The organism is Tessaracoccus bendigoensis DSM 12906 (assembly GCF_900141915.1).
Lineage (GTDB): Bacteria > Actinomycetota > Actinomycetes > Propionibacteriales > Propionibacteriaceae > Arachnia > Arachnia bendigoensis.
This window is the reverse complement of the sequence record NZ_FQZG01000012.1, coordinates 1-17242: the sequence shown is the minus strand read 5'-3', so window position 1 is coordinate 17242 and position 17242 is coordinate 1. Positions and strand designations below refer to the sequence as shown.

The 17242-nt window shown below is 67.4% G+C and carries 15 protein-coding genes, 2 tRNA genes and 2 pseudogenes; 8 read left to right on the top strand and 11 right to left on the bottom strand.

Annotated features, from left to right (window positions below; genetic code table 11):
- The first annotated feature begins 37 nt into the window (after positions 1-37).
- The 4 genes and pseudogenes from BUC15_RS04380 to BUC15_RS21195 form a co-directional block, all read left to right on the top strand.
- Positions 38-496 (top strand): single-stranded DNA-binding protein, encoded by a 459-nt coding sequence (locus BUC15_RS04380; protein ID WP_073186323.1) that lies wholly within the window; start codon positions 38-40, stop codon positions 494-496.
- 13 nt (positions 497-509) lie between these two features.
- On the top strand, positions 510-1112 hold the full coding sequence (locus BUC15_RS04375) for a hypothetical protein (protein ID WP_073186322.1): 603 nt from the start codon (positions 510-512) through the stop codon (positions 1110-1112).
- A 210-nt stretch (positions 1113-1322) separates the two neighbouring features.
- A complete protein-coding gene (locus BUC15_RS04370) occupies positions 1323-1742 on the top strand; it encodes a sulfate permease (protein WP_073186321.1) in 420 nt (139 codons plus the stop codon).
- 38 nt (positions 1743-1780) lie between these two features.
- A pseudogene (locus tag BUC15_RS21195) lies at positions 1781-2917 on the top strand (recombinase family protein); the annotation flags it as partial.
- Positions 2918-3476: 559 nt separating this feature from the next.
- Here BUC15_RS21195 and BUC15_RS04350 read toward each other — a convergent pair.
- Positions 3477-3549, bottom strand: a tRNA-Arg gene (locus BUC15_RS04350).
- Positions 3550-3675: 126 nt separating this feature from the next.
- Here BUC15_RS04350 and BUC15_RS04345 point away from each other — a divergent pair.
- From BUC15_RS04345 to BUC15_RS04335, 3 genes are all read left to right on the top strand, one after another.
- On the top strand, positions 3676-5313 hold the full coding sequence (locus tag BUC15_RS04345) for a DUF222 domain-containing protein (protein WP_073186320.1): 1638 nt from the start codon (positions 3676-3678) through the stop codon (positions 5311-5313).
- A gap of 44 nt (positions 5314-5357) precedes the next feature.
- Positions 5358-5999, top strand: coding sequence for an oligoribonuclease (orn, locus tag BUC15_RS04340; protein WP_073186319.1), 642 nt, complete (start codon positions 5358-5360; stop codon positions 5997-5999).
- Between the two features lie 61 nt (positions 6000-6060).
- Positions 6061-6136: transfer RNA gene (locus tag BUC15_RS04335), tRNA-His, on the top strand.
- Here the strand turns inward: BUC15_RS04335 and BUC15_RS04330 are convergent.
- The 8 genes from BUC15_RS04330 to BUC15_RS04295 form a co-directional block, all read right to left on the bottom strand.
- Complete coding sequence (locus tag BUC15_RS04330; RefSeq protein WP_073186318.1) at positions 6129-7808, bottom strand: recombinase family protein; 1680 nt, start codon at positions 7806-7808, stop codon at positions 6129-6131. The genes BUC15_RS04335 and BUC15_RS04330 overlap by 8 nt on opposite strands.
- Before the next feature lie 176 nt (positions 7809-7984).
- Positions 7985-8191: a hypothetical protein gene (locus BUC15_RS04325; protein ID WP_026926258.1), complete on the bottom strand. Its 207-nt coding sequence runs from the start codon at positions 8189-8191 to the stop codon at positions 7985-7987.
- A gap of 3 nt (positions 8192-8194) precedes the next feature.
- A complete protein-coding gene (locus BUC15_RS04320) occupies positions 8195-8773 on the bottom strand; it encodes a hypothetical protein (RefSeq protein ID WP_026926259.1) in 579 nt (192 codons plus the stop codon).
- On the bottom strand, positions 8770-9207 hold the full coding sequence (locus BUC15_RS04315; RefSeq protein ID WP_026926260.1) for a single-stranded DNA-binding protein: 438 nt from the start codon (positions 9205-9207) through the stop codon (positions 8770-8772). Before BUC15_RS04315 ends, BUC15_RS04320 begins: the two co-directional genes overlap by 4 nt.
- An 82-nt stretch (positions 9208-9289) precedes the next feature.
- Positions 9290-11068, bottom strand: coding sequence for a type IV secretory system conjugative DNA transfer family protein (locus tag BUC15_RS04310; protein ID WP_026926261.1), 1779 nt, complete (start codon positions 11066-11068; stop codon positions 9290-9292).
- The gene (locus tag BUC15_RS04305; protein ID WP_026926262.1) at positions 11065-11613 is read right to left on the bottom strand and encodes a hypothetical protein; all 549 of its coding nucleotides are present in this window, start codon (positions 11611-11613) and stop codon (positions 11065-11067) included. Before BUC15_RS04305 ends, BUC15_RS04310 begins: the two co-directional genes overlap by 4 nt.
- Positions 11610-13094 (bottom strand): ATP-binding protein, encoded by a 1485-nt coding sequence (locus tag BUC15_RS04300; RefSeq protein ID WP_026926263.1) that lies wholly within the window; start codon positions 13092-13094, stop codon positions 11610-11612. Before BUC15_RS04300 ends, BUC15_RS04305 begins: the two co-directional genes overlap by 4 nt.
- Positions 13091-13921, bottom strand: a complete 831-nt coding sequence (locus tag BUC15_RS04295; protein WP_026926264.1) for a hypothetical protein — start codon at positions 13919-13921, stop codon at positions 13091-13093. Before BUC15_RS04295 ends, BUC15_RS04300 begins: the two co-directional genes overlap by 4 nt.
- A 115-nt stretch (positions 13922-14036) precedes the next feature.
- On the opposite strand from BUC15_RS04295, the gene BUC15_RS04290 reads away from it, so the two are divergent.
- Positions 14037-15098 carry a CHAT domain-containing protein gene (locus BUC15_RS04290; protein ID WP_026926265.1) on the top strand — a complete coding sequence of 354 codons (1062 nt, stop codon included), beginning with the start codon at positions 14037-14039 and terminating at the stop codon, positions 15096-15098.
- A 2-nt stretch (positions 15099-15100) separates the two neighbouring features.
- Here BUC15_RS04290 and BUC15_RS04285 read toward each other — a convergent pair whose 3' ends face one another.
- Together BUC15_RS04285 and BUC15_RS04280 are read right to left on the bottom strand one after the other, a co-directional pair.
- Positions 15101-16570: a PrgI family protein gene (locus BUC15_RS04285; RefSeq protein WP_026926266.1), complete on the bottom strand. Its 1470-nt coding sequence runs from the start codon at positions 16568-16570 to the stop codon at positions 15101-15103.
- Between the two features lie 3 nt (positions 16571-16573).
- Positions 16574-17242 (bottom strand): annotated as a pseudogene (locus BUC15_RS04280) (conjugal transfer protein TrbL); the annotation flags it as partial.

The window sequence follows — 17242 nt, the reverse complement described above, 5'->3', positions numbered from 1 at the left end:
ACATCAGCGGCGGTGCGAGAGGACAGGAGGATACGTGATGGGCATCAAGAACGGCACGATCATGATCGGCCACATCGCCGGTGACCCGAGACTGACCCACAGCGAGAAAACCGGCACACCCCGGTTCTACGCCCGCGTCGGCGTCGACCACTGGCGACGCGAGGACGACGGCACCTTCACCAAGACCGACCGGACCTTCCACGACCTTGCGGTGCGCTACAAGGCCGCCGAAGCCGCGATGGATCTATTCAAGAAGGGCGACGACTTCATCGCCACCGGACGGTTCGAGAAGTTCACCGACCCCACCACCGGGGCCGAACGCGAGGAGTTCCGCGCCGACACCCTCACCCCAAACCCCGTCAGCACGCGCCTGAGCATCGACCGCGAACCACGCAACGGGCCTGCCCGCCAAGCGCTCGGGGCTGACCGCAGTCAGGCATTCGAGCGGCCCGAGCAGTCGTCACCAGCCCGCGAGACCGCGACGCTGGGCCGCTGAACGGGAACAGATCATGAGCGACGACGACACCCGCGCACACGGCGAGGAGCCCGACGACAGGCCCGACCCCGACCTCGACCCCGTCTCGGCACCGGAGCCTCGCGGTGATATCGGTCCGGTGCTGGAGGAACCGCCCGGCCCGATCAACTGGAACTTGCTCAGCGCCCACGACGCCGAGCACGCCTGGCTGGAACTGAACCAGTGGGTCAACTGGCTGCGCGCCACGTACGGCCTGCCCGCCGCAGTGATCCCTCCCATGTGGCACCGGCACCCCGAGCTGCTGTGGGAACTGTCCGCGCTGCACACCCATTGGCTCAACGCCTATGACCCACAGCAGAACGGCAGCGCCCCCATCGGGTGGCTCCGCGACTTCGCTGATACCCGCCAACGCCTACGCGACTGGGTAGCGGCCTCCGGCACCCGACTGGACCGCGACCGCCCCACCCGGCAAACCAGATGGCCCGGAGAAGAGGACGCCGCCCCGATCGAAGACACCCCGATCACTAACCGAGACGAGGACTTCGTCGCGTTCGTCATCGCCGACGTCGAACGACGCCGCCAGATCGAACACGACTACTACGCCAGCCTCAACCCGGAGACCGGCGAAATCGCCTGAAACTCCAAAGAACACTCGTGGGGTCGAGCCACACAGCTCGGCCCCACACGCATGCCCTTCCCGAGCGTCAGCTGACCCGGTAGAATTAAGGGCACAGGCGACATCACTTCAGCTAGGCCGTCACCCTCCGTGGAGGCGGCATGACGAGCCGGGCATCCCGCCCAGGTGAGTCCATCCCATCAAGGCGTCGCCGCTTGGGAGGACTCGGCCATGCTCCGACTCATCTGGAACCTCAGCATCCACATCCGCACATTCCTGCGCGTCTGGATGCCCACCAACATCCTGCTCGACGCCCTGCGCACCAGGCGTGGACTGCACTGGGGCGCACCAGCGATGCTGCTCTCGATCGGCTACCTCGCCATCGCCTACTGGTGCACCACCCTCATCGATCTCGGTGGCCCCGGCTGGCTGCACCTGATCGTGCTCCTGTGCATCTACAACGCCTTCAAGTTCCTCATCTTCGGCCCCCTCAGCCTCGCCCGACTCCTCAAGGCTCGCCACCACGAGCGGGCCGCGAGGGCGCGGGAAGCTGCGGGTCAGGGCCGTTCACCTAGCGGGCATGAGGCACTACCGGGTGACCAGCACGGGCCGACGCATCTCGGCCGAACCTCGGCAGCGCTCCACACCTGACAACAAGCAACTGATCGCGCTGGTTCTGCACATCGCGGATGGACTTCACGCCCAGGAGCTTGATGAGCACCAGCGTCGCATCGGTGATCGACATAGCACCGCAAACACGACGCACGCCCACTCATCGTCGGGCGAACAAGGAGGCCACCATGACTCTAACGATGCCGATGCAAGACACCGATACGTCATCGCTTCTGACAGCGGTGACGTATCAACGGGTCTCGACTAAGGAACAGGCGACCAAGGGAGGTCGTGACGAGGGGTTCTCCATCCCCGCTCAGCGCCAGGCGAACACGCGCAAGGCCGAGGAACTCGGTGCTCGGATCGTGGCCGAGTTCGTTGACGCGGGCGAGTCCGCCCGCTCCGCCGACCGGCCAGACCTGCAACGGATGCTGGAGTACATCGCCACGCATCAGGTCGCCTACTGCATCGTCCATAAGGTCGACCGTCTCGCCCGCAACCGCGTGGACGATGTGGAGATCCACCGTCGTCTGGTCGAAGCCGGGGTGACCTTGGTGTCCGCGACCGAGAACATCGACGAGACGCCCTCAGGGATGTTGCTGCACGGCATCATGTCCTCCATCGCGGAGTTCTACTCCAAGAACCTCGCGAACGAGGTTGTGAAGGGCTTGACGCAGAAAGTCACGACCGGCGGAACCCCGATGCGGGCGCCGATCGGCTATCTCAACGTCCGCAAACGTGACGAGAAGGGCCGCGAGTACCGCACCGTCGAGATCGACCCCGAACGCGGCCCCATGATCCGCTGGGTCTTCGAACAGTACGCCACCGGTGACCGCACCGTGGTCGAGCTGCTCGACGACGTCACCACCCGTGGGCTGCGAACGCTGCCGACTCCGAGCCGACCGCCGAAGCCTGTAGCCCGCTCGGGGTTCTTCACGATGCTCCGCAACCCCTACTACATCGGCATCGTCCGCTACAAAGGCGCAGAACACCCCGGCACGCATGAACCACTGGTCGACGTCGAGGTCTGGGAACGAGTGCAGCGCCTTCTGGACTCCCGCAAGCTTGCTTCCGAACGACGCCGCACCCACGACCACTACCTCAAAGGGTCGCTGTTCTGCGGCACCTGCGGATCGCGGATGCAGCTCGACTTCCCGGCCAACAGCCAGGGCGTGCGCTACGCCTACTACGTCTGCTCCGGGCGGGCCTCCAAACGGAAGAACTGCACCCGGCGGGCCGTGCCCGTCGGCATCGCCGAGCAGCTGGTCGCGGACTGCTACCGAGACATCTCCATCACCGAAGAGCAGTACGCCGCCCTCGCGGCACAGGTCGAGGTAGCGTTCGACGAACGGCTCGCCTCGAAGTCGTCGGAGATCGCAGAACTCACGACCAACCGCAAGCGACTCCAAGACGAGAGCGACAAACTGCTCGCAGCCCACTTCGCTGATGCCATCGACCTGGACACACTCAAACGGCACCAAGATCGCATCCGCGCCGGTCTCGCCGACATCGACCGGCGACTCGCCCAAGAACACGAAGGAAGCGAGGGCGCAAGACAGCACCTCACCGCTGCGCTTCGCCTCCTGATCGACTGCGCCACCATGTACGCACGCACCGACGACCAAGGCAAGCGCCTGGCGAACCAGGCACTCACGGGCGGCATCGAGCTTGGGGAGGACGGCGAGGCCAAGATCCGCCTCGCCGACCCCCTCGCATCGGTCACCTCACCTGAGGCATCTCTCGATGTGTCAGGTTCTAGTACGTCCGAAAGAGTGCCCCCGGCAGGACTCGAACCTGCAACCGACGGATTAGAAGGCCGTTGCGCTATCCGTTGCGCCACGGGGGCTGGCGGCAAACAGTGTATCCGGTGGAGCGCCCCACTTCTCACGGAGGAAACCCGGCCTTGTCCGGACCGTCGGTCGACTCGAACGTTCGTTCGAAAAATGTCTGAGGGGGTCTCTACAGTTAAACCATGGAGACGATGGCGTTGGACACCGCGCGGGAGGCGGCCACCGGGCTGCTCGCTGGGGATCGTCAGCGGCGTGAGGGTGAGGCCCGGGTCATTGAGGCGTTGTGCGATCTGGCTGCCTGCTACCGGCTGGATGAGGGCGAGTTGATCCAGGAGTTGGTCGAGCGCACGATCCATCTCGGGGGCGAGGGCACACCGACGGTTTCTGAGCATCTGGCCCGCGAGGTGGCCGGCCTACTGGGCTGCACTCCGCAGGCGGCCGGTAGCCGGGTCGCTGATGCGATCAACTTGAAGTATCGCCATCCGAGGCTCTTCGAGGCGGTCCAGTTGTTCCAGATCGACGCCTCGCGGGCGTTGAGGGCGGCAAACCGGTGCCACGAGCTGTCAGCGATCGTCACCGATCAGGTGACGACTCGCTGGTTGCGTCGGCAGGCCGGGCTTGGCTGGACGGCGGCTTTCAATCTGCTGGACAAGTTGATCATCGAGGCCGATGCCGAACTGGCCGCGAAACGGGAGCGGAAGGCGCGGGAGGACCGCGGAGTGTGGCTCTGGGGCCTCTTCGAGGGTGTGTTGAACCTGACGGGGAAGGTCGATGTGCTGGATGGCCGGTTCCTTGATGCCCGGCTCACGGAGCTGGCAGAGCTGCTGAAGGGACAGTTTCCGGGGCTGGATCTTCAGCAGCGTCGGGCCAAGGCGCTCGGGCTGCTGGCCAACCCTGCGTTGGCGTTGGCGTTGATGGAGCAGGCCGCTCAATGCGAGTTGCCCATCCCCACCGGTCCGGTCGCGCCGGGTGAGCCACCAGGGGGCAACTGCGGCTCACCCCCACCCGAGGAGCAGTCGATACCTGTCGGTGCCGACGATCGAGCCGTGGCTCCGGGCGCATCCGCTGAGGCACGCGACGGCGAGGCGGGCTCTGGCACCGATGCGGGCTCACAGCCCGAGGATCACTGGTGCTGGCCGGAAACCGGCTGGCCAACCGCACCCGAGCCACCAGACCAGGAGCCGCCAGAGGACGAGCCGCTGCATCCTCCACCCGACGACGAGGGTTATTTCCCGACGAACGACTATCTACCGCGCTGGCTCCCGCCCGCCTGCCCGACCTGCCGACGAACGGACCAGCCCAGCGGCGCGGGCACCAGTGTGCCCATCGACAAGCTCCGCCCCACGCTCGGCATCGCCGTCCACCTCCACACCGATTCACTCGGCAACCTCACCGGCCCCGCCCGCATTGACAAGGCCGACCACATCACCACCAGGTTGCTCGCCGAACTCATCGGCGAAGGACACGGGATCAACGTGAAGGTCCACCCGGTCATCGACCTGCCAAACCTGGACCCGTCCGACCGGTACACCCCAAGCCCGGTCTTGCGCCGCGCGGTCAACCTGATCTTCGACGCCGAGCCGTTCCCCTACTCGAACCGGCCAAGCGCGGGTCTCGACCTCGACCACACCATCGCCTACCAGCAGGGGCGCCCCTGCCAGACCCGCGTCGGGAACCTCGCACCGCTGAGCCGCGGGGCGCACCGAGCGAAGACCGCAGGCTTCTGGCGACTCGAACAGCCCGAGCCCGGCCAACTCTTCTGGACCAGCCCCCTCGGCTACCGCTACGCCGTCACACCATTTGGCACGCTGCGGCTCTGAGCCGATTCGACAGGTATGGCTCGGGGGGCCCTATGTTTGGGGGCATGAGTGAAAAACTGGTGTGGATCGACTGCGAGATGACCGGCCTCGACCTGGCCAAGGACGCCCTGATCGAGGTGGCGGTACTGGTTACCGACGGTGATCTGAACGTGCTCGGCGATGGCGTCGACGTCCTCATCAAACCCTCAGAAGAGCAGTTGGCCAACATGGACGATTTCGTCCGGGAGATGCACACCAAGTCGGGGTTGCTCGACGAACTGGCCGATGGCCTGACGATGGCGGAGGCCACCGAGATCGCGCTCGACTACATCAAGGAGTATGTGCCGATCCAACGCAAGGCGCCGCTGGCCGGTAACACGATCGGCACCGACCGTGCCTTCCTGGCGCGTGACATGCCCGAGCTGGAGGGGTGGGTCCACTACCGCAACGTGGACGTGTCGTCGCTGAAGGAACTCTCGCGGCGCTGGTACCCCAGGATCCACTACCAGGCGCCGAACAAGTCGGGCAACCACCGGGCCCTAGCCGACATCCAGGAGTCGATCGAGGAGCTGCGCTACTACCGCGAAGCGATGTTCGTGGCTCCCCCAGGCCCGACCAAGGCCGAGCTTCGGGAGATCGCCGCCAGGCATGGCGGGGCACTCACCGGTGCCGTCGACGCGGCCCCTACCGAGCCGACGGAGGCCTGATTTCCCACCGCTGTCAGCGGTGCGCTATCCTTTCCGGGTCGCCGATTGATCGGTGACGATGGTGGGTATAGCTCAGCTGGTAGAGCACCTGGTTGTGGTCCAGGATGTCGCGGGTTCAAGTCCCGTTACTCACCCCAAACGGGTCAGGTTTGAACTTTCGACCAAGGGGCCACCCTTGGTCGAGGGTTCAGCCTGGCCCATCTTCTTTGCCTCCGCGGCCCAACTCAGTGCGTCGGCATGGAGGCCGGGGATGCTCAGCCCGTCGTACGGGTTGCGGTAGCCGACGCGCACGTCGTTGTCCTCGTCGATGTAGATCGTCTTAAACAGCGCCTGGTTGAGGAGCCGACGGTTTGCATCGTCGGCGTGCTCGTAGATGTCGGCGGCGTTGGACAGCAGTTTCAGTGAGTCGTCGAGGTTCGCTCTCGCGTCGGCGTAGTGGCCGTGGTGCGCGGTGATCCGGTGCTCGATGGTCTCCAGCGACGCGGTGATCCGGTCCTGCTCCTTCTTGAGCAGGTCGAGCGGGATGGCTCCGGCGTAGTGGGCTTGCAGCAACTTCTGCTGCTCGCCTTCGAGTTGGGTTCTCCGGGACGCGAGGTCGGCAAGTTCGGCGGCTCCTTCGGCCATCATCTCGTCGAACCGGGCATGGATCATCGCCGAGACCGCCTGCGTCGTCTCGGGATCGAGCTGCACCTTGGCATAGAAGCGCTCGATGAGCCGTTCGACCTGCTCGATGAGCATCGCCTGCCGGGTGCAGTCGCCTCTGCCACCATGCCTGCTCGCGCACACGAAGTACGGGTAGATCGTGCCCTGGCTGCTCTTGGCGTTGCACACCAGTAGCCGCGAGCCGCACTGGCCGCAGAACACCGTCCCCTTCAAGTAGTGCTCGTGGACTTGCGTTGCATCTGCTGCCGAGCGGTGCGTGCCGAGCACGGTCTGCACCTGGTCCCACACCTCGTTGGGGACGATGGCCTCGTGCGCTCCGGCATAGGTCACGCCCTGGTAGCGGACGCTGCCCTTGTAGTACGGGTTCGTCAGCATCCGATGCACCGACGACTTCCCGATGGGTCGGGACGGTCGCCGCGGCGACGCCGCTGTCGTGAGCCCGCGCGCTACGAGCTCCTGGTGAAGCTGGCTCGTCGTCCAGTCGCCGGATGCGAACACCTGGAACGCCCACCGCACCAACGGGGCTCGCTCCTCGTCGATCTCGACGGTGCGTACTTCCCGCCCGAACTCGTCGCGCACGCCGACGTTGCGGTAGCCGATGGGTGCCTTCGTCACGGTGCCGCCCTGCGCGGCCTTCTGCGACAGACCCTTGACGACCTCGGTGGCGAGGTTGCGGGAGTAGAACTCCGCGATCGAGGACATGATGCCGTGCAGCAGCATCCCGGACGGGGTCTCGTCGATGTTCTCCGTGGCCGACACCAGCGTGACGCCGGCGTCCTTGAGGGCGAGGTGGATGGTCACGTCGTCGGCTCGGTTGCGGGCGAGCCGGTCGACCTTGTGGACGATGCAGTAGTTCGTCTTGTGCTTCGCGACGTACTGGATCATCCGCATCAGTTCGGGCCGGTCGGCCTTGCGCGCGGACTCGCCCGCGTCGACGAACTCCTCGATGATCGTTGCTCCGAGCTGGTCGGCCTTGCGCTGGTTCGCCTCGCGCTGGGCCGGGATCGAGAAGCCCTCCGCCTGGCCGCCCTTCTCCGCCTGCTCCTTCGTGGAGACCCGTAGGTAGGAGACGGCGAATGATCCGGGGAACGGGGTGGGCGCTACGAGGCTGTCTATCGCGGTTCGGTCCGCGTCGATGATCGTCATGGCTCTTCTCCACAGTCACTGGTCCTGCCGACGCGGACTTGTGAGAGCGGATGTTGATCGTGAGAAGAGCCCGAAGGCTGTAGGACTAGGCCGAGTCGGCCACGTTTACTTTGCCTCGCCGTGGCGGCGAAGCGCTAGGACCACAACATCCGCCATCCGCGACGGATGCCTCCATTCTACGACGACGCGCTCGCGGAGGCACGAGGGCGCTTCGGTCGCGTCGATCCCTCCGAACGGCACGCTCCCGACTGTTGGAGCGCCAGGCGGATCAGCAGCTCGCAGAGCTTGTCCAGGTCGGGCGGCTCGTGGAACTCGGCGCGGATCGTCAGCTCGCGCTCGCTCTGTTGACGCTGCCCGGTCTTCCGTTCATAGCGGCGCGCCACGATTCACACCTCGCCCGTCTCCGGGTCGATGCCCGCGAAGAAGGCATCCTCTGCTTCCTGGCGCGCATCCACCATGTCGATCACGAACCGAACGAAGTCTTCGTCGCGATCCGTGATCGGTGAGTCCTCGATGGGCTGAGTGGGGTCTTCACCGGGCCAGCTCGTCTGGCGAGTCGGGCGGTCTCGGTCGAGCCGCGTACCGCAGGCCGACACCCAATCACGAAGGCGGGCACGGGCATCGGCGAAGTCGCGGTGCCAGCCGAGCGGTGCCGACCCATTCTGCTCGGGGTCGTATGCGCACAGCCAGTGCAGGTGCAGCGCCGACAGTTCCCAGAGGAGCTCGGGGTGACGGTGCCAGTAGGGCGGAACGACGCTGGCCGGAAGTCCGTAGGTGTGGCGAAGCCAGTCCACCCAACGGTTCAGTTCGAGCAACTCGGCTTCGAGATCGTTGGCGGTCAGCAGATTCCAGTTGACCGGATGCGGCGGCTCGGGCACGTCGAAACGCGGGGACGCGAGACCTGCCTCGGGTGGCATGTCGTCGTGCTCAGGGTGGAACTGATCGCTCATGGCGGGATCGCTCACATTCCGATGGCAGCCGCGGTGGACGGCGCGGCCTGCTGAGGTCCGGTGAACGCCGCGGCGTCTCGGCCGGAAGTGCGTTCGCTGCGATCCACCTCGTAGCGGGTGCGGGCGAGGTCGTGTCCGATGCGCGTCGCGATGAACTCCTCGCCCTCGTACCGCTGGCCGTTGCGCTCGTAGGAGTAGTCGCGCACCCGTCCGTCGGCGATGATGTTGTCGCCCTTGGCGAGCCGCTCGGCTCCCTGCTCGGCAGCACCGCGATACGCAATGAGGTCGTGGAACGTCGTCTCCAGTTGCGTGAAGGAGTTGTCGGGCTCCTTGCGGTAATGCTCGATGCCGACCTTCATGTAGAGCCGTGCGTCGCCGCGGTCGGTGTAGCTGAGCTGCGGGTCCGAGGCGACAAAGCCGGAGATGGACTGGTGGGTACGAATGGCCATGATGGCGTCCTCCTGAACTCGGGCGACCAGCCGTGTGTGGCCGCTGTGTCAGGCAGGTGCGCTTCGGCACCCAGACGCAGCGTCAGGTGACGGGGCGGTGGCGCAGCAGTGTTTCGAGTTCGTCGCGGTCGCTGCGGAGTTGCGCGGCATCGGGGCGAGTCGGCCAGGCGCGGAGGTCGGTGACGATGGGCGGCGCGGAGCGCAGCATCGCAATGCCGGTGCCGAATGGCAGGGTGCGGATGCGGTCTGGCGGCAGGATCGGGACGCGGCGGATCGAGCGCTGGTTGGAGCGGGTGCCGTGGTCGCCGAGTGTCACGCTGTCGGTGTACTCGTCGCGCTCTCCGATGAGCGTGGAGAGGTCTTGGAGGTCGCGGCTGTTGGATGCGCCGCCGAGGATGATCTTGACGATGCTAGCGTCCCAGATCGCGCCGGCCTGGTGTTCACTCCACCTGTCGCGAGCCTGTGCGAGGGACTGCAAGACCGGCATGGTCGTGATCCCGGTGCCACCGCCTTCGGCCATGAGCGTCGGCAGTGACGGCAGCGGTGCGAGATTCCCGATCTCGTCGAGCGCGAGCAGTAGCGGCGGGTCGAGCCGTGCTCCGGGCGAGCGGGCGGCAAGTCGGCGGGCGGTTTCGATGAGGTCTTCGACGAACGCCGCGACCAGCGATGCCGAGGCTCCTGCTCCTGCTCCGGTGGCGAGCAGGTACAGGGTGCCTTGTTCGGTGAGGAAGGTCTCGGGGTCGAAGTGCTCGTGCGGGCCTGGCGTGACGGCATCGAGCACGCGCGGGTCGGCCAGTGCGGCCAGTGCGAGGGAGACGCCTTGCCAGATGCTGTCGCGGGTCTTGGGGTCGGCGTCGATCATCGCGGCCAGGGAGTCGTCCCAGCCCATCGCCGCGTTCGGGTGTGAGTTGAGGATGGCGACGGCTTCGGACGCGGCGCTGGGGTCGAGGGTCCATCTGAACAGCTCGGCTGGCTGGCGGCCGTCGAGCGCGGCGGCATGCAGCAGGCTTTGGAGTGCGGTGCGGGTTTTGCCTTCCCAGAACCCGCCGGACTCGACCCCTCCGGCGCTGAGTCCTGTGGCGGCTGCGAGGCCGTTAGCGCGGATCATCGCGGTCAGCGGATCGTCACAGCCGCGAATGGGCGACCAGCGCAGCCCGGCGGGGATGCCTTCGGCGAGGTGTTGCGGGTCGAACACCGCGACCGGTCCGCCCCTGCGGCGTCGGGCGCGGAGGGTCGCGGTGAGGTTGTCGGGCCTGGTGCTGGTGGTGACGACCGCTCCGGGTGCGTCGAGGATCGCGTTGATGACGACATGTAGGCCCTTGCCTGAGCGGGGTGGGCCGATCAGCAGGATCGAGTCTTCGACAGATGCCCAGACCTCCGTCCCGCGACTGGCACCGAGGAGGTAGCCGACATCCTGCGGGGCTGGTGATTCCAAGGAGGGGCGCAGTGTGGCCGCGCGGTGCAGCAGTGCCTTCGCGGATGCTGCGGTCTTGACTTCATGGCTGGTCGCGATCCCGGCAAGGCGGTGCGGGTCGGTCTCGGTCTTCCGCGTGTGGCGGCGCAGCACGATCCACACCCAGACGATCCCGGTGGCGAGTCCGCCGAGCAGTGCCGCGCTGACGAGCCAGTAGGCGACCGGGTTGAGACCGTCGGCACCGAGCGCGGTTGCCGGGTCGCCGGGGTTGAACAGCACGGCGAGTCCCGCCGCTGCGCCGGCGTCTGGCTGGGGTGTGCCGGTGAGGAACGCGGCGACACTGCCACCGGCGCGGAGAACGAGGGCGATCCCGAACATGCCGATCAGCCCAATGAGGGCGGCATTGGTGAGTTCGTCGCCCATGCCCCCGGCCTGCCGCTGGTTCATGTCAGCCGCCGCACCGCGAGCGTGCCCGAGATGCGCCCGAACAGGATCACCTCGTGTGTGCCGTCGGGTAGGTCGTCGAGGTCGATGAGCGTCCGGGCTTCGCCGGTCCCGGTAGCGTCGGTGTGGGAGACGATCGTCGCGACAGCGACATCCTCGCCAGGCACGAACCCGCCCGCGGTGACCTCAGCCAAGCGCGGCACCCGTCGGGCGTGGCGACTTCGACGAGTTTCCGGCGCAGGGGTCTCGGACGGTGCGACTGCGCGTCGGGGTTTGCGGGTGCGGAGGATGTCGGTGAAGACGCTGCCGTCGTTCTCGCGCACCTCGACTCGGACTGCGATGGTGCGGTCGTTGGTGATGGCATCCATGAGCGGCCCGAACGTCGCGCGCGTCCAGTCGCCCGCGTCCGGCGACGCGAACGGTGTTCCATCGACCGTGGCGGTGAGGGTGCCGTCTGCAGCGACGGTGACGAGGACGTGCGGCAGCTCGACGGGAGCCGTGGCATCGTCTTCGTTCGGGGTGGATCGGCGCGGGCCGGTGAGGTTCATCGGTGTCCTCCTGCGGCGCGGCTGCTGGTGTCGAACAGGGCGAGTTCGTCGGGGTGGAGTTGGTGCTGGCAGACGAAGCTCCTGGCCTTGATCCGCCACAGCCCTTGGCCGACGCCAAGGTTCGGCAAGAGCTGCTGCTCCGTGCCGGTCAGACCGAGGGCGGTCGCGGTCGGTCCGAGCTGGTCGGACTCCTGCCGGTACACGATCCGCGTTTCCGCGTTCGCGAGTAGTGAGTTCGCCAGGGAGCGCATGGCTGAGCCTTGGTCGCCCACGTTGTCGAGGTCGGTGAGCTTGTGGAAGATCAGCATGTTCGCGATCCCGTAGTGCCGCGCGAGTCGCCAGTGCGCATCCATCCGCCGCAGCAGCGCTGGATGGGACATGAGCCGCCAGGCCTCGTCGTAGATCACCCACCGCTGTCCACCGTTCGGGTCGAGCAGCGCGGACTCCATCCACGCCGACGAGCACGTCATCAACACCGAAATGAGCGTCGAGTTCTCGGTGACGCGCGAGAGGTCGAGCGAGATCATCGGCAGCGACGGGTCGAACGCGACCGTCGAAGGCCCGTCGAACAGTCCGGCCAGGTCGCCGGCCACGAGACGGCGCAGCGCGTGGCCGACGAGCCTGCCGTCCTCGGCCAACCGGCCGTCGGCATCCGCGCTCGGGGCGAGGATGCGGTCAACGACCATCGGCAGGATCGGCACATCGTTCTCCCGCACGGTCTGGGTCAGGGCGATGTCGATCGCGGTGTGCTCCAACGGCGACAATCCCCGCGCGAGCACGGTCTCCGCGAGTGCGCCGATCAGGTCACGCCGTCGGGCTGCGACAGTGGACGCCCATTGCTCATCCGAGAGACCGCTGGGCCGGTGGCCTTCATCGAGCGGATTCAGGCGAGTGTTGAGTCCGTGACCGAGGACGATGGCACGTCCACCGACGGCGTTGGCGACGGCGGTGTGTTCGCCCTTCGGGTCGCCGGGCACGTATACGCGCCGTCCGAACGGTAGCGAGCGCGTGTAGAGGGACTTGGCCAGCGATGACTTGCCGGAGCCGACGATCCCGGCCAGCACCACGTTGGGTGCGGTGATGATGCCGCGTGCGTAGAGCACCCACGGGTCGTAGACGAAACTCCCGCCCGAGTAGAGGTCTTGGCCGACGAACACGCCATCGGCGCCGAGACCGCCCTCGGCGACGAACGGGTACGCACCCGCCAGCGTCGCCGACGTGTCCTGATGCCGCGTCAGATGGAACCGGCCCGGAGTGCGCAGCCGCGCAGCGCCGGACTCGCCTGCCTTCGGCAGGTAGACCGTCGCGCGGCGCTCGGCACGCTCCTCCTCGGCCTTTGCCTTCGCGGCGGCGAGCGCGGTCCTTCGCTGCTCGGCGTGGAGTCGGGCCTCGGCCTTGCGGCGCTGCTTGCGGAGCTTCCGCCGCTCCTTCGACGGTGCCACCAGGACAGCGGTATGCAGCCGCGCGCGATCCTCGGTCACCGCACCAGCCCCCGCGACTGCTTGACCGCCGTGATCTTGGCCGGCTCGAACCACGACCCATCCCGCTTCGGGGTCGGCGGGTCGGCTCGCTTCGGAGCGCCCGGCGACGAGTACGACACCAGAAGCTCCGGCCCCGGCTGCACCGGAGCCGGTTCGACCAGCTCGGCATCCTGGGGCTCGGCCTCTGGTTCGGTGTAGCGGCGCAGCAGCGAGACGTAGCCGATATGCGGGTTGACGACCAGCGCGTAGTCGCCCGAGAGCGCAACCCGATCGTTGGTGCCCTCGCCGGGCTTGTCGTAGACATACCCGTTCTCCAGCGCGGCCTGCGTGGTCTCGTCGCCGTAGTCCCACTGCGCGAGGAAGTCCACCGCATCCACGTGTCCCAGCTCGCCCAGGATGTGCAACGGCCGGTCGGCCTCCTCGCCCTGGAGGAACACCACGCTGACCCACCGCGACGGCATGACCTCCTCGACGGCGGGCTCGGGGTGCCAGGCGATCCGCCCCGCGGCGATGAAGCCTTCCGCGAGCCGGTCGTGGGCCCGGTCGACGAGGTTCGCGGCCTGACGCAACTCTTCCGCAGCAGCGAGCGCCTCCCGCACGCCTGCCTCGTGGCTTCCGGCGTCGTTGAACGCGTGCGCGGCCTTGCGCTCGTGAACATCGGCGATCTGGTCGAGCGCCTGCCGCAGCGAGCGCATGCCCGAGGACAGATCACCGATCACCCCGTACATCTCGGCGGGCTGATCGAAGCCCCGGCTCGCGTGCGCGAGGCCGCGCAAGGCTTCGGACGCCTCGGCGGCGTCGGCAGTCGAATCGAAGAACGTAGGCATGGTGACCTCCTGGTGCCGTATGACGGGGAGGTGCGCACCAGCGAACGGAAAATGTCGGTGGTGCGGCCTAGCGTTGTAGATGACACGAGGGCAAACGAGGCAGGAGCCCGACAGAGTGAGCGCAAGTCAGTACCGAGGACAGCTTGACCGCAAGCGCAAACAGCGGATCGACGCGGACAAGAAGGCGGGTGAGTACCGGTCGAAGGAGTCCTCGAAGCGAGCCGATGCCGCCAAGGCGCGGCAGGCTGCCGCAAAGACGACGAGCAGTTCCACCCGCAGCAGCAAGTTGCGGGACGCCGAGCGCCGCGAGAAGGAAGCGGAGACTGCGGGCAAGGAGGCCAGCCGCTGGCAGACCCGGGCAGCCGGCTACGCGAAGGACGAGGCCGCGCTACAGACCAAGCTCTCCCGTGCCGAACAGTCGGAGGCCGATGCCGCCGAGAGACGCCGAAAGAGCGAGCAGCAGCGTGCCGACCGGCGGGCGGCGGCTGAACGTGCCCAGCTTGAATCGCGGATCAGCGGTGCCGAGGTAGCCGTCAGTCACGCGCTGCGTCAGCTCCCAGCGCCCAAGCCGGAGAAGCTCCGAGTGCTCATGCTGGGTGCTTCGGCCGAAGGTGACCTCCGCGTTGGAAGGGAGCAGAAGCGCATCCGGGCAGCGGTCGAGTCGGCTTTGCACCGTGACCAGATCGAACTCGATGTGCGGCCAGCAGCAACTACGGCTGACCTACTGGACGGCATCACGAAGTTCCGTCCTCACGTGGTCCACTTCTCGGGCCACAGCAACGACGACCTGATCGTCTTTGAGGATGAAGCAGACGAACCCCACGAGGGAGTGATCGTGACGGCGCTAGCCTTCGCACGCGCGATCAGCGCAACCGACGATCCTCCGCTCCTCGTCCTGCTGAACTCGTGTCGCTCCGCAGCCCAGATCGACGACCTGGTGGCTCGAGTCGTGCCGTTCGCGATCGGGATGGCCGACAGCATCGAAGACGCCGATGCGATCAACTACGCCGCACAGTTCTACGCGGCAGTCGCAAACGGGCAGTCCATCATCTCTTCGCATCTGTCGGGACAGGCTGCGCTCGAACTCGCGGGACTGGAAAGCGCTGACCTGCCGACCCTTGCTTGGGCACCCGATGTCGATCCATCAGCCACGATCCTCGTCAGCCCTGAAGGCTGAACTCAGACCCGCCGGCAGAGCGGGAGCGCGGCGGCGGTGAAGGCGGCGGCTTGCTGGCCGACGAGCAGCCGCGTCTCACAGGAGGCTTGGATCGCGGCCTGCTCGATCGCGGCGACGGCGGCATCGAGCTCTTCGCCGGTGGGCGCAGAGACGGCGATGAGGCCGGTGTAGCGGAGGATGCCGTGGCCGGCGGTGAGGTCGGCTTCTTGCTGGAGCACGTCGTGATACTCGGCGGTCTGCGAGGCGTCCTCGATCTGGCCGATCTTCGCGCGCTGGGCCTGGTCGGAGATGTGCTCGACCTTCTTCCTGCGGATGTCGCGAGCAGCGGCATCGGAGCGCATCGGGGTGCAGATCAGCGAGAACGACCGCTGGATGCCGGTGGACAGCAGCACGGGCGACAGGAATCCCGGATAGACGAGCGACCTGGGCCACTCGCTGACCCAGAGCACCGCGTGGTGGGCGGAGTCGGTGCGCAGCTTGCCCCAGGTCTCGGTGACCGCAACCGGCCCTGCGGTCGCGAGGGACTGGCCGAGCCTGCCGTGCCGTTCCAGCGTGGCGGCGATCGCTGGGTCGTAGGCGGAACGCAGCATCACCGCGATGTGCCCTGGTGTCAGCCATCCCGACGGCGAGAGGTCGGCGGAGCGAAGCGCCGCGATGAGAGTGTTCATCTCTTGGCGCAGCACGGCGGCAGCACCGCGCATCCCGGCGCCCGCGGTCCTGATCTGCCGAGCGCTGGTCTTCATGTCCAGTGACAGCGAGAGGGTGGTGGCGTGGCGTTCGCCGGCGGGTCCGGCACGGTCGATGAGTTCTGCGTAGGTGTCGGCCGCCCATGATCCGTCCGGGGTGCCGTGGGTGGCCCACCATTCGGCCAGTCCGGTGCCGGAGTCCGGCAGAGTCCGCTCCAAGACCTGAAGAGTCGCGATCCGCCCGGAGCGGCAGACGGTGGCCAGCACCCGGCCCCAGGAGCTGACGCGGCGTTCCTGCTCGCCGGGATCGAGGAGCACGAACGCGGGATGGGTGACCTCGCACACCACGGTCAACGTGGCGGCGTGGGGGTCGTGGATCATCCCCGCTCCGGTGTCGGGGTCGGTGTACTCGCGCAGTCGCGCCATGTCGCCGGGCAGTGCGAGGGTGCCGACGGGGCGCGGGACGACGATCCTGCGCCGGTACAGCAGTTGTCCGCCGGTGGTACGCCACAGCCACCAGCAGGCGATGGGCAGCCACTCCACGATCGGCCGGCCCGCGATCGGTATCCAAGTCAGCGCGGCGGCGAGTACCCAGATCGGGGCACTGTAGGCGAGCAGCATCCCACCTCCGGCGTAGAACGCGCCGATGAGTGTGGCTCCGCCGATGGCGAGTGTGATGAGCTGGGTCAGCGACAGGCCGAGGAGGACGCCGCGGCGGGTGAGGCGGGAGAACTTCACCGGCACGAGTTCACCCGCAGTGGGCCGGTCCTGGTTCGTGCTGCTCATCATCTACTCCTTTGGTGGGCGTGGCGCGGGCGGCGGGGGCTGCTTCGGCGGCGGTGACGGGTCGGTGCTCGGCGGTCGTGGTGCCGAGATTGACGGCGGTGCCGCAGGTGAGGCGGCGGGCGGTGGCGTTGTCTGCGCGGCTGCGTCGGCGGCGTGCTCGCCCTGGGTTCCCAGCGCCGTTCCGGCCTTCGGCCCGGCGGTCGCGGCACCCTTGGCGACACTCGCCCCGACCACCACCCCTGCGGCCACGGGGCCGGCCGCGGCCGCGCCGCCCCCGCCTGCGGCGGCACCTCCACCACCCGCGGCGGGTGCCGGTGCCGGGGTCTTCGGCGGTGGCGGTGTGCTACTTCCTCCACCGGAGCCTCCGCCCGCGTTCCCGCCGCCACTGCTGCTCCCGTCGAGCACCTTCTTCCGATCGCCGCCTCCTTGCGGCTTGGTCGGGACGGGGATCGGGCGGTTGAGTGCGCTCTTGGCGTCCTGCTCGGAGCCGATCGCGTGGTACATGTCGAACCCGACGAACGCGATGAACTTGTACGTGAGATACGGGGCGAACGCGGCCATCGCCATCAGCACGATCCCCGCGATGGGATCGCTGACCGAGGCGAGGTCGGCGTCGATCGGTGCGGAGACCTGGGTGATCGCGACGAGGAACATCACGACGAGCACGAGCTT

What these genes read in the sequence shown, in the direction of transcription:
- BUC15_RS04370 (WP_073186321.1), top strand. Translation starts at nt 1,323, where the DNA reads ATGCTCCGACTCATCTGGAACCTCAGCATCCACATCCGCACATTCCTG.
- BUC15_RS04310 (WP_026926261.1), bottom strand. Translation starts at nt 11,068, where the DNA reads ATGAACCAGCGGCAGGCCGGGGGCATGGGCGACGAACTCACCAATGCC.
- BUC15_RS04375 (WP_073186322.1), top strand. Translation starts at nt 510, where the DNA reads ATGAGCGACGACGACACCCGCGCACACGGCGAGGAGCCCGACGACAGG.
- BUC15_RS04345 (WP_073186320.1), top strand. Translation starts at nt 3,676, where the DNA reads ATGGAGACGATGGCGTTGGACACCGCGCGGGAGGCGGCCACCGGGCTG.
- BUC15_RS04295 (WP_026926264.1), bottom strand. Translation starts at nt 13,921, where the DNA reads ATGCCTACGTTCTTCGATTCGACTGCCGACGCCGCCGAGGCGTCCGAA.
- BUC15_RS04380 (WP_073186323.1), top strand. Translation starts at nt 38, where the DNA reads ATGGGCATCAAGAACGGCACGATCATGATCGGCCACATCGCCGGTGAC.
- BUC15_RS04285 (WP_026926266.1), bottom strand. Translation starts at nt 16,570, where the DNA reads ATGAGCAGCACGAACCAGGACCGGCCCACTGCGGGTGAACTCGTGCCG.
- BUC15_RS04330 (WP_073186318.1), bottom strand. Translation starts at nt 7,808, where the DNA reads ATGACGATCATCGACGCGGACCGAACCGCGATAGACAGCCTCGTAGCG.
- BUC15_RS04315 (WP_026926260.1), bottom strand. Translation starts at nt 9,207, where the DNA reads ATGGCCATTCGTACCCACCAGTCCATCTCCGGCTTTGTCGCCTCGGAC.
- orn (WP_073186319.1), top strand. Translation starts at nt 5,358, where the DNA reads ATGAGTGAAAAACTGGTGTGGATCGACTGCGAGATGACCGGCCTCGAC.
- BUC15_RS04305 (WP_026926262.1), bottom strand. Translation starts at nt 11,613, where the DNA reads ATGAACCTCACCGGCCCGCGCCGATCCACCCCGAACGAAGACGATGCC.